The 12,795-nt window shown below is 46.6% G+C and carries 9 protein-coding genes and 1 riboswitch; all 9 genes read right to left on the bottom strand.

Going from position 1 to position 12,795, the window contains the following annotated elements:
* Nucleotides 1-99 precede the first annotated feature (99 nt).
* Nucleotides 100-759: a response regulator gene (locus WH46_RS01330; RefSeq protein ID WP_017811328.1), complete on the bottom strand. Its 660-nt coding sequence runs from the start codon at nt 757-759 to the stop codon at nt 100-102.
* Nucleotides 731-1,786, bottom strand: a complete 1,056-nt coding sequence (locus tag WH46_RS01335; protein WP_017811329.1) for a sensor histidine kinase — start codon at nt 1,784-1,786, stop codon at nt 731-733. Before WH46_RS01335 ends, WH46_RS01330 begins: the two co-directional genes overlap by 29 nt.
* A 6-nt stretch (nt 1,787-1,792) precedes the next feature.
* Nucleotides 1,793-2,938: a cell wall-active antibiotics response protein LiaF gene (liaF, locus tag WH46_RS23220; protein ID WP_052714072.1), complete on the bottom strand. Its 1,146-nt coding sequence runs from the start codon at nt 2,936-2,938 to the stop codon at nt 1,793-1,795.
* 364 nt (nt 2,939-3,302) lie between these two features.
* Nucleotides 3,303-5,243, bottom strand: a complete 1,941-nt coding sequence (thrS, locus tag WH46_RS01345) for a threonine--tRNA ligase (RefSeq protein WP_046225439.1) — start codon at nt 5,241-5,243, stop codon at nt 3,303-3,305.
* A 757-nt stretch (nt 5,244-6,000) separates the two neighbouring features.
* Entirely contained in the window at nt 6,001-7,137 is a 1,137-nt protein-coding gene (gene mqnC, locus WH46_RS01350; RefSeq protein ID WP_017811332.1) for a cyclic dehypoxanthinyl futalosine synthase, read from the bottom strand.
* A gap of 516 nt (nt 7,138-7,653) precedes the next feature.
* Nucleotides 7,654-8,451, bottom strand: coding sequence for a meso-2,3-butanediol dehydrogenase (locus WH46_RS01355; RefSeq protein WP_046225440.1), 798 nt, complete (start codon nt 8,449-8,451; stop codon nt 7,654-7,656).
* A 293-nt stretch (nt 8,452-8,744) separates the two neighbouring features.
* The gene (locus WH46_RS01360; RefSeq protein WP_231584262.1) at nt 8,745-9,962 is read right to left on the bottom strand and encodes an aminotransferase class I/II-fold pyridoxal phosphate-dependent enzyme; all 1,218 of its coding nucleotides are present in this window, start codon (nt 9,960-9,962) and stop codon (nt 8,745-8,747) included.
* Nucleotides 9,963-9,966: 4 nt separating this feature from the next.
* Nucleotides 9,967-11,157 (bottom strand): PLP-dependent transferase, encoded by a 1,191-nt coding sequence (locus WH46_RS01365; RefSeq protein ID WP_017811335.1) that lies wholly within the window; start codon nt 11,155-11,157, stop codon nt 9,967-9,969.
* Between the two features lie 165 nt (nt 11,158-11,322).
* Nucleotides 11,323-12,264: a homoserine O-acetyltransferase MetA gene (gene metA, locus WH46_RS01370; protein ID WP_046225441.1), complete on the bottom strand. Its 942-nt coding sequence runs from the start codon at nt 12,262-12,264 to the stop codon at nt 11,323-11,325.
* 151 nt (nt 12,265-12,415) lie between these two features.
* A riboswitch (SAM riboswitch) is annotated at nt 12,416-12,552 on the bottom strand.
* Nucleotides 12,553-12,795: the final 243 nt, after the last annotated feature.

The following is a 12,795-nucleotide window of genomic DNA, read 5'->3' on the forward strand; positions in this document are numbered from 1 at the left end:
AATAAATCCAAGGTCAATAATTAAAATTCCATGGGAAAAAGAAGATATCAGCGATTTGCTCTATCAGAGGTCATTATGCTCTATGATGCAGGCCCAGATTCAGTATTGGGTTACCCAGCCTTTACGATGGGCAAAGATCGCGAGCTGGGTACGATCTTCCAGTTCGCACTTCATCAGCAGATTGCTGACATGTGTCTTGACGGTTTTGATGCTAATATGTAATTCTTCTGCAATTTCTTTATTGCTGAGGCCTTCTGCAATCAGCATAAGTACTTCACGTTCACGGCCGGTCAGATCGGAAGATTCTTCTTGCGCCGAACTGCGCTGACGGATGCCACGAGTTAATGCCTGAGAGATATCTCCAGTCATTACCGGCATTCCACGACTGGCTCCCTGAAGAGCATAAATCAATTCTTCGGCAGAAACGGTTTTCAGAATATAACTGACGGCTCCTGCCTCAATCGCTTCCACGACCATATCGTCTTCCAGGAAGCTGGTCAGAATCACGATTTTGAGATGGGGATAGTCTTTAAGAATACAACGTGTCGCTTCTACACCGTTCATGACCGGCATCATCATATCCATCAGGATCAGATCGGGCATATCATCAATATCCCTTTGATCCAGCAAATCAATAACCTGTTGTCCATTGGCTGCTTCGGCAATCACTTCAAATTGTTCTTCCAGCATCAGATATGTTTTGAGACCCATCCGTACCATATCATGATCATCAGCCAACAATATTTTGATCTTGTTCATGCTTGCTCACTCCCCCTGAATTATGTTCAAACTTGGGAATATGGATACGGATCGTTGTCCCTGCTCCGGGCGTACTAATCACTTCCGCCTGTCCGCCCAGCTTCTCGGCACGCTCCGACATGATCGTCAGCCCGTAAGAACCCTGTTTGTGAATACCCAGATCGAATCCTTTGCCATCGTCGCTAATATGCAGGGCAATATGATGCGGCTCTTCCTGCAGGGATAGGCTGACAATCGTTGCATCCGCATGTTTGACAATATTGGCCAGTGCCTCTTGAATAATAAGAAAAAGCTGACGCTCCTTGGCCTCAGTCAATTCTCCGTTTAACTCTACATCCTGCATTCCCTTGAGTCCGTTATGACGACAATAATCGGGAAACCAGCTATCCAGTGCTTCGGGCAGCGAACGCCCTTCCAGCTCCATCGGGCGCAATTGGGTAATCAGTGCACGCATCTGCTTTTGCGCCAGCTGGGACATCTGAATCAACTGATCCATCACAGCACGTGCCTGTTGCTCATTGCGCTCCAGCACTTTGGGCAGGGAAGAAGCCGACATATGAATAGCAAATAGCTGCTGACTAACCGAATCATGCAGGTCACGTGCCATCCGCCGCCTTTCTTCCAGTACGGCTGTCTCGGTCTCCCGGGTACGCTCCATAACATCCTGTTCACCAAGCTGCTGCAAAATGTGCATTTTGCGCTCTACCGTACTCATCATTTCATTGAATTCCTGATGCACACGGTTAAATGATTCATCTTCGGTCGGTGCCATACGGGTATTGAAATTGCCTTTGGCGACCTGGGTCATTTTGAGATGCATATAATCTATACGTCGCTGTACCCGCTGACCGGCCACATAGCCGGCAACCAGCGAGATAACGATCAATCCGCCAAAATAATAGAAAGGATACTTCATATTGGCGCCCTGGTTAAGCGTTAGATAAATCATGCTTGTCATCAGGATACCAAACATTCCGAAAAATCCGATCAGTTCCCACTTCAGGTTTTTAAACCATTTTGTTCCCATTGTTTATCATCCCACCCGACTGATAGCAATATCTCCGATAAATACACTGACTGTAATCTCGACACGCTTACCCACCGAATCAAAGTCTGCTGTCTCAGAGTTGATATGACCCATGAATCCTTCTTTGGTATCACTGAGAATATTCATGTCTCCAATAAAAGAATTGCCTTCTGCTCTGAAAGCTACATCTACACCACTTGGAATAAATACTTTGACATCACCGATAAAAGCGGAAATCGTAATTGGCGTAACCCCATAAGAAATCTGGGCGCGTGTCAGATCCAGCATCGTATCTCCGATAAAATGGGAAATATTCATCGGCTTAAGCTCAAAATACTCTTTGCCGATATGCACATCGCCAATAAATCCGGATCGTTGCTCTGCATGACCGTGTGCGGAGCCGTAGTTTCTACCTTTATAATACTGCTTCCATTGCTCCCGATGCCACTGCTTATTTTGACATTTCCCATCTTTTTGCCGTCTGATATGCTCTTTGAGCTGTCTTTTGAACTGCTGCTTATCTTGCTTCCAGTTGCCTGAAGACGGATAGTCATAATGCGGATGACGAGGTGGTGTACTGGATGTATAAGATTCTTTTTCCTGAAATGCCGGATCATTACGGTATGCCCGTTCGGACGGTTCCTGATATTGCTGTCCAAATCCCTGGCGCGCTTCCGGTTCCGGTGGTGTCTGTTTGCCAAGCTTTTCATTAAACAGATCATCCAGTGCAGACGGTACAGGTGGCGGCGGTGGTGCATCGTATGAAGGTGGTTCCGGTGCTTCTGGCGTTTGATGCATATTCCGACGCCGGCGGCGTTTTTCCTTTTTGCCAAACAATATGTTCACACCGGCAACTACCAGTATGACCGGCAACAGCAGACGAATCATATCGCCGATAGAATAATCAAACCATCCCAGATTGCGTCCAAGGAAATAGCCGCCCAGAATCGTCATAATCCATCCACCAATATCTTTTTTGCATTTGAACAAAAGTTCATTCAAACCCATCTCCAGCAAGATCAATGGCCATAACAGGAACAGGACATCCCCAATTCCCCATTCGATCATATTCATGCGGTTCAGGAGGAACACCAGGCCGACCCCGATCAGGGACAATCCCCAGAAGGTCTTGCGAAACATATATCTGTTCATCTCTATTCCTCACTTTCCTCTATTTCAGCTCGATCTGTACATCTTATATGTAGTGTAATGCCTAATCCATCTTCATCATAGCGGCAGCAGGCTGAAGCTGTCCTCGGTCTAGAGACCGAGACGCCGTTTATTGGGCAAAATATATCGCGGTACATGGCTGTTGTATATAGACTGTGACTGTGACTGTGACTGTGACTGTGACTGATCAAATTATACATCTGCAAGATACCTGAGTGCCGATAAATACAGAAAAACCCCGATCCTGTTGTTATGCAGGGATCGGGGTAGAGTCTATCGTATGACACAGCTGAAGCTATTCATGAACTCTAGCCTCAATCATTGATAATCAAGCGTTCTGTGTGAATTAGAAAATAGTACGATCAGCGATTTGCTGGCTCAGCAGCTTGGATGCTTCTTCCAGAGACATCGTACCGATATCGCCTTCGCCACGTTTACGGACCGAGACGCTGTTGGCGTTCATCTCATTCTCACCGATAACGAACATGTATGGGATTTTCTCCAGTTGGGCTTCACGAATCTTGTAACCCAACTTCTCGTTACGCAGATCGGCTTCAACGGTAATACCGCTCAGACGCAGCTGATCTTCGACTTTGCGTGCATAATCATCAAAAGCAGTCGATACCGGGATCACTTTGGCCTGTACCGGCGACAACCACAGTGGAAGCGCACCGATAAAGTTCTCCAGCAGGAAGGCAGTAAAGCGCTCCATTGTACTGATTACGCCGCGGTGGATAACAACCGGACGATGTTTTTGTCCATCATCACCGATATATTCCAGTTCAAAGCGCTCTGGCAGCAGGAAGTCCAGCTGTACAGTAGACAGTGTCTCTTCTTTACCCAATGCTGTACGAATCTGTACATCCAGCTTCGGACCATAGAATGCTGCTTCGCCTTCAGCTTCGAAGAATGGCAGATCCAGTTCTTCCACAACTTCACGCAGCATACGCTGGGACATTTCCCACATTTCGTCGTTCGGGAAATATTTCTCGGTATCCTGTGGATCACGGTAGGACAGACGGAAGCGGTATTCTTCGATACCAAAGTCTTTGTATACCTGCTGAATCAGCTGAATAACACGTGCAAACTCATCCTTGATCTGATCCGGACGTACGAACAGATGCGCATCATTCAGTGTCATTGCACGTACGCGATGCAGACCTGTCAGTGCACCGGACATTTCATAACGGTGCATCATCCCCAGCTCGGCGATACGGATCGGCAGATCACGATAGCTGCGCAGATCGCTCTTGTATACCATCATATGATGCGGACAGTTCATCGGACGCAGTACCAGTTCTTCATTGTCCATGGACATAACCGGGAACATATCTTCCTGGTAGTGCTCCCAGTGACCGGATGTTTTGTACAGCTCGACATTACCCAGTACCGGTGTATAGACGTGGCTGTAGCCCAGTTTTTCTTCCAGATCGACGATATAGCGCTCCAATGTACGACGCAGCTTGGCACCATTTGGCAGCCAGATTGGCAGTCCTTGTCCTACCAGAGGCGAGAATGTGAACATTTCCAGCTCTTTACCCAGCTTGCGGTGATCGCGTTTTTTTGCTTCTTCCAGGAAATGCAGATGCTGTTCCAGTTCCGGCTTTTTGTTAAATGCTGTTCCATAGATACGCTGCAGCATTTTGTTTTTGCTATCTCCACGCCAGTAAGCACCGGCTACGCTCAGCAGTTTGAATACTTTCAGTTTGCCTGTGGACGGTACGTGAGGACCACGGCACAGGTCGAAGAATTCGCCTTGATCATAGATGGTAATGATGCTGTCTTCTGGCAGTGCTTCGATCAGTTCAATTTTATATGGATCTTCCAACTCGCCAAAAATTTTCAGTGCTTCTGCGCGGCTTACTTCGCGGCGTGTAATCGGCAGGTTTTCGTTAACGATACGTTCCATTTCTTTTTCGATCTTTTGCAGATCTTCCGGATTCAGAGAATGTTCCAGATCCATATCGTAATAGAATCCGTCTTCGATGACCGGACCTACGCCCAGCTTGACTTCCTTGGCGCCAAACAGACGCTTGACTGCCTGTGCAGTCAGATGGGCGGTACTATGACGAATCACTTCCAGACCGTCTGCGCTGTCAGCGGTCACGATCTCAACCAATGCACCGTTGTGCAGTGGAGTGTTCAGGTCAACGACGATACCGTCGAGCTTGCCTGCCACTGCGTTTTTGAACAGGCTTTTGCTGATAGAAGATGCGACATCTCCGATATTGTTTCCTTCTTCATACTGACGGACCGAGCCGTCAGGCAATTTGATTTCAATAGCCATAATAAATGTCCTCCTTAGATGTTCTCACTTTAATCTGTATAAACAACAAAAAACACTCATCCCTATAAAGGGACGAGCGTTAGTATACACACGTGGTTCCACCCTGATTTGACTCTGATCAACAGAATCCTTCATTAGCATCTGTTAACGGAGATGAACCGATCATGCTTACTGCCGATACACCTGAATATCAGGAAATGCCGGGTTCAACATCATTGCTCAAAAGTGGTAAGTGTATAGATGCCGATGAAGGGAATTGCAGCGTGATGATTTCCCTCTCTCTGAACTGGACATTGCTATAACTCATGTCTTTATCATTGCATAGATATTTGAATGTAAATCGTGTAAGGTGTTGCTTGCTTCAATTATTATAAAAGTGTGACGTGTAACCGTCAAGGATGAAATATGTACAGTACTCCCTATTTGCTGTGAATAATGAGGTCTTTCGCTTAGAGTCGGTCTTTTTAAAAAGCACACTCAACAAAAAACTTATCTTTGTATACACATTTATGGCTGACCATGACCTTGAATCGAAGAATATACTACAACAGGTACGATTATAAAAATAAAAGCAAAAATAAGAAGAAGAATTAGCCGTTTATTACTCACCATCATACACCTCAAATTCTATTTTATTTATAATCAAATTGATAACATACAGACTTAATCAGGAAATTGAATATACAATAAAATGATCTGTAATCCTCTATAGGACTACAGATCATTTTTCTTTAGGAAAATTCTATTTGCAAAATGATTAGTTTTGCATAATAAAGTCACGCTGGATTTTGTAGCTCTCATCATCAAATACTTTGAGGATGTTGTACTTGGTATCGCGCTGTGCCGGAATCTTACCAGCGGCGCGGATAATATCCAGGGTCTGCTCGATATTAACCTTGTGGGTAGTACCTGCAGCAGATACGACGTTCTCTTCCATCATCGTGCTGCCGAAGTCATCACAGCCATACTGCAGGGACATTTTGCCCACTTCCGGTCCCATGGTTACCCATGAAGATTGGAAATGCTTGATGTTGTCCAGCACGATGCGGCTGATCGCTACATTCTTGAGATACTGCTCTGGCGTTTGTTTCTCTGCTTTCATATTGGTATTATCCGGCTGGAATGTCCAGGAGATAAACGCCAGGAAACCTTCGGAATCATAGCCATTCTGGATACATTCATCCTGGGCTTCGCGGACACGCAGCAAGTGCAGCGCACGCTCTTCCATCGACTCACCGAATCCGATAACCATGGTTGCTGTCGTATTCATACCCACTTTGTGGGCTGTCTGCATCACGTCCATCCAGTCGCGCCAAGAGCCTTTGAGACGGCTGATTTTGCGGCGTGTGCGGTCATCCAGAATCTCGCCGCCACCACCTGGCAGGGAATCCAGACCTGCTTCATGAATCGCACGAATGGTGTCTTCCATCGACATACCGGACAGCAACTGCATTTTCATAATCTCCGCCGGGGAGAAAGAATGCATTGTAATATTCGGGAAGTGCTGCTTAATTTTGCGCAGAATATCCAGATAATATTCGAACGGCAATTCAGGGTTTACTCCGCCCTGCATCAGAATTTCTGTTCCGCCTACATCCTCGGTTTCCTGAATTTTTTGCAGGATAACTTCGTCAGATAGTACATAACCTTCTGCCGAACCGGGACGACGGTAAAAGGCACAGAAACGACAAAACACGTCGCATACATTGGTGTAATTGACGTTGCGTCCGATAACGAAAGTGGTAATAGGGTCCGGATTTTTGCGAATCATCATCTGATTCGCCACATGGCCCATTTTCTCAATCTGATCGGATTCATATAGTGCAATAGTATCTTCCAGGTCCAGACGTCCACCTTGCAGGGCTTTTTCCAGGATACGATCTACTGTATTCATATTATAGCCTCCTATAACCTATTTCAGGCATCAAGGTATGATGTCGAAAAGTAAATTGGATGTTGTGTAATTCATATTCCAGTAATGTCATATATCTGCCATATCTAAAAATTAAAATAATTTCAATAGCGACATGTATTATCGTAACATATTTCACATTTGAAAAACAGGGATGGAAATGACAGTCCGGTGATTTTTTGCGATAAAGTTACAATTTCCGCATGCTGCTACGGAAGTGTACCGGAAGCTTTTCCATTACCTCTTCCTCATAAAAAGCCAACTATTCACTTTAGTATCCTGTGCTGTATCCAATCATATAAAAAAGGAAACGCCTGCATAATACAAGGCGTCTCCCTGTGATACGTATACAATCAACAAATCAGATCATTTTTAAATAAGAAAACAATTATTTATCCGACCGATGGATTCATTAGCATCTTCCCGTATCCAGCAGCTATACAGGTGATATATTCAAACGGGAAGCTAACTGCAATTTATCCTATCGCAAATCCAACATTAATTGCCAAACTCGCGTGGTGAATTGCCTTGTCCGTTCGAAGCAATCGTACCGCCATCAACTGGCAGGATCACACCTGTAATATACTGGGCATCCGGGCTGGCCAGGAACAGATAAGCAGGTGCTACATCTTCGGCATCAGCGATTCGCTGCAGCGGTACACGTGATTTGAATTTCTCAACCAGTTCTTGTCCGCCTTCTTCCATCATTGGCTTGGTCATCTCGGTGATGGTAAAGGCAGGGGCAATCGCATTGACCCGTATTCCTTTTTCCCCGAGCTGCAATGCCAGTGACTGAACGAACAGGCTAATCGCTCCTTTGGTGGCATTGTATGCAGGATGCGGCCAGTCACCTGCAAGACCCGATACGGAAGAAGTAGCAATAATCGAACCTTTGGATTTTTCCAGATGAGGTACGACTGCGCGTGCCAGATAGACCTGGGAGTCTACGTTCGTTGTGCGCATATTTTCCCAGTCTTCATCAGTTAATTCTTCTATCGGACCTGCTACAGATACACCGGCGTTGCTGATCACCACATCCAGCTTGCCAAAACGGTCTACGGTCTGTTGCACCAGCGCGTCCACTTCAGTACGTTTGCGCACATCGGTAGGTACGATGAGATAACGATCATTAGCGTAGCCTTCCACAATTTCTTTCATTTTATCTTCACTGCGTGCCGCCAGTACGACATTCGCTCCATTTTGTAAAAAGGCAGTAGCTACAGCACGTCCAATTCCTGTGCTTGCACCGGTAATCAATACAATCGAGCCGTCAAAAGGATATTTGTTCTGTGTCATATGCATTCCCTCCAGATGTGTATAAATTCGACGTTCTCACGTAGGGTCATTACCCGCTGAAATGGAATATAAACGATGAGAACGGATACATGAAATTTGAACATTTAGTGAAAGGAAGGATAGAACGCACCTGGCTTTACAAAATGGATGTATCTGTTCCCAAAAGAGGTACTGTATTGTCAGGCAAATGAAAAAGCACTCTTACCATCAGGCAAGAGTACTTTTGATACATTTTTTCTTATTACATTTCCTCTAATCTATTTTTTCATTTATATACTTCTATATACTGCATTCTAATTACCGAGTGCCTGCTCCAGATCAGCGATCAGATCCTCTACATCCTCAAGTCCAACGGACAGACGCAGTAGCCCATCGGTAATACCGCGCTCTGCCCGGACACCTGCACCCATCGCCGCATGGGACATCGTTGGCGGATAGGAAAGGATACTCTCTACTGCTCCCAGACTTACCGCTACCAGAGGCAGCTGTACACGATCCAGCACCTGCTTGGCACGTTCCCCTGAACCCACATCAAAAGAAATAACCGAGCCAAAGCCTGTTGATTGGCTCACATGAATCTCATGTCCCGGATGTTCCGGCAGACCTGGATAATAGATCCGCTGGATATCACTGCGTCCCCTCAGCCATTCTGCCAATTTGGCGGTACTTTTCTCCGAATGGTTCATTCTCGCACCCAATGTCTTCATCCCGCGCATGAGCAGCCAGCAATCCTGCGGACCCAGCACGCTGCCAAAGCTGTTCTGCAGCTGCTTGAGCTGCTTGCCCAGCTGTTCGGTACGCGTTACTGCCAGACCGGCGAGCACATCACTATGACCGCCGAGGAACTTGGTCGCACTGTGCAGTACAATATCGACACCCAGTTCGATCGGCCGCTGATAATAAGGAGTCATAAACGTATTATCCAGCAGGGTGAACAGATGATGCTCTCTCGCCCATTCGGTCACTGCATGAATATCGGTAATTTTCAATGTCGGATTGGAAGGCGTCTCCATATACACAGCACGCGTATTGGGACGCAGTGCTCCTTTGACCTGTTCCAGATTGGTCATGTCGACAAAGGAAATCTCGATATTCATCCGGTTCAGAATCGTTGTCAGCAGACGATACGTACCGCCATATACATCTTCGGTGACAATGACATGCTCACCCGCCGACAGCAGGAAAAATGCGGTCGAGATCGCTGCCATCCCCGAAGCAAAAGCAAATCCATCGGTTCCACCTTCCAGCAGGGCAATATAATCTTCCAGCGCCTGACGCGTCGGATTGCCGGAACGACTGTAATCATGCAGCGGCGGATTCAGTATATCTTCCTGATGAAAAGTCGATGCCTGGTAAATCGGCACACTGGAAGCTCCGGTCGCCCGGTCAATCTCGCCACCAAAATGGATCAATTTGGTATCCAGTCCACGCGCCTGCTGCGATCCTCGAACAGCTGTATGCCGCGCCGAAGCCGAGGCCTGATTATTGTTATGTTCCTGATTGCCGCTCATCTGTTCACGCCCCTTCTACTTCAAGTCGTGCCGCTTCCAGTGCATGATCCAGATCGGCAATCAGATCATCTACATGCTCAATTCCTACCGAGAAACGCAGCAGACGATCATCCACACCAATCGCATCACGAATTTCCAGCGGAATATCAGCATGTGTCTGAATCGCCGGATAAGTCATCAGTGATTCCACACCGCCCAGACTTTCGGCAAAAGCAATCAGCTTGATATGACGCAGCAGCGGCTCTACATAACGTGCATCGGTTACTTTAAAAGAGAAAATGCCGGTATTACCGCTGGATTGACGATTCTGTACTTCATGACCCGGATGATCCGGCAGTGCAGGGTAATAGACCTGGGCAATCTGCGGATGCTGCTGCAGATGAGTCGCTATCGCGGTCGCATTATACTCGTGACGCTCCATACGCAGAGCAAGTGTCTTCATCCCGCGCATCAGCTGGTAGGAATCGGTTGGTGACAGTACGGCACCGATCGAGTTATGCAGAAAAGCCATTTCCTCGGACAATTCCTTGCCTTTGGTAATAATCAGGCCTGCCAGCACATCATTATGCCCACCCAGATATTTGGTCGCACTATGGATGACGATATCCGCACCCAGCTCGATCGGACGCTGGAAAAACGGAGACAGCAGCGTATTATCCACGACGGTCAGCAAATTGTGCTGCTTGGCCCAGCCTGCTACTGCAGCTATATCGGTAATCATCATGAGCGGATTGGTAGGCGTCTCGATAAATACCGCTCGTGTATTCTCCTGGCGAATCTGCTCCATCGCTTCCAGATCATTCGTATCCACATAAGAAGCAGTAATGCCAAACTTGGACAAAATGCGCTCCAACAGACGGTAAGTTCCTCCATACAGATCCAGGGAAACGATCAGATGATCGCCCTGTCCAAACAGAGAGAAAATGGTCTGTAGCGCAGCCATACCGGAGCTACAGGCAAAGCCGGCATCACCGGATTCCAGTTCGGCGGCTGCCTGCTCCAATACTGCTCTGGTCGGATTCGTCGTACGGATATAGTCAAAGCCTGTGCTCTTGCCCAGTGCCGGATGACGGAAAGCGGTAGATTGATAGATCGGAAAGTTAATCGCTCCAGTTACCGGTTCCTGCACAGAGCCAATCTGTGCCAGCCGGCTTTCAATATTAAGGGATTCGTTTTTTGCGTTGTGTTCCGTCATTCGTAATTTCCTCCTTCGGGATATGTGAGCTGTGGGTTGATGATCTGGATGATCAATGTTGCGCCAGGTACAGTGCTATACTGCTGGGCACAGTGTTATGATAATTTGCCAGTTTGGTGGTACCTATCGTACATTTTTCATTTCCAATCTGGTAAAAGCTTCCATCTAAATGGAATACTGCCCCACTTCGGATTTCTCATTGCCCAAATCGTATGGAGTCTCTTGATATACGTAATAATTTAGCCAGTTGGCAAACAGCAAATTGGCATGTGCACGCCAGGTGGACGGCGGGGTACGTGTTGGGTCGTCATTTGGATAGTAATTTTTGGGAACAGCAATATCCATGCCTCTGGCGATATCGCGGTCATACTCCCATTTCAGGGACAATGGATCGTATTCGGAATGACCCGTGACGAAGATCTGCTTGCCATCCCGGGTAGCTACGATGTACACACCGGCTTCTTCGGATTCGGACAGAATCTCCAGCTCTTCCACTTTGGCAATATCTTCATGTCTCACTTCGGTATGGCGCGAATGCGGTGCATAGTACAATTCGTCGAAACCGCGCAGCAGTTTGACATTGGTTTTGTTGAGCGTATGTGGGAAAACGCCAAAGCATTTTTCCGGCAGATCCACTTTGGGAATGCCAAAATGATGATAAAGCCCCGCCTGCGAGGCCCAACAGATATGCATGGTCGAAGTAACATTCGTTTTGCTCCAGTTGAAGATTTCCTGGATTTCTTCCCAGTAGTTCACATCTTCAAAGTCCAGTGTTTCTACCGGTGCACCGGTTACAATCAGACCGTCAAAGCGCAGATGACGTACTTCCTGGAACGTTTTGTAAAAGGTGTTCAGATATTCGGCAGATGTATTTTTGGACGTATGCGATTCAGTATGCAGCAGATAGATATCCACTTGCAGCGGACTGTTACCGAGCAGACGCAGCAGCTGGGTCTCGGTCGTTTCTTTGGTCGGCATCAGATTAAGTAGTGCTATTTTGAGTGGACGAATATCCTGATGATACGCATGGGAATCGTCCATAACGAAAATATTTTCTCCAGCCAGTACTTCTTTGGCGGGCAGGCTATCCGGGATTTTGATCGGCATGTGAATTCACTCCTTGGGGTCAATGAAAGTTGGATGGATATGGATGTGCATGCAAGATGGAGAATACAGCGCTATATATGCAAAAAAGACCTTTCTCTGTCTTGCACACTGAGAAAGGTCATATCCGTGGAGTCCACGTCTATAAGCGCCTCTCTCATCTGTCAGCAGATACCAGATACTTCATCGTAGGATGTACCTGTATCTCTGCTAGAATTAGCACCGTACGGTATATGACCGCCGGTTGCCGGGCTTCATAGGGCTAGTCCCTCCACCTGCTCTTGATAAGATTCGCTTTATTCAATTATTGGTATAAATATAAGATGGTTGCTGCATATAAACTGCTTTTTATGAAAAGCCAGCTACGCTTATTTCGACAAGCGCTGAATTACTTATATCATAATTTATACTAATTCTGCACCTATCGTCAAGGGTAAGTTGGGCCGATAAATAAGTTATCAGGCATGATTGTTTTTAAAGCTTGAAAGCCTGCTGTCCCCACGGTATACTTAACAAGTATTTGACGTATTTTCA

The sequence above is a fragment of the Paenibacillus dauci genome (assembly GCF_000971985.1).
GTDB lineage: Bacteria > Bacillota > Bacilli > Paenibacillales > Paenibacillaceae > Saccharibacillus > Saccharibacillus dauci.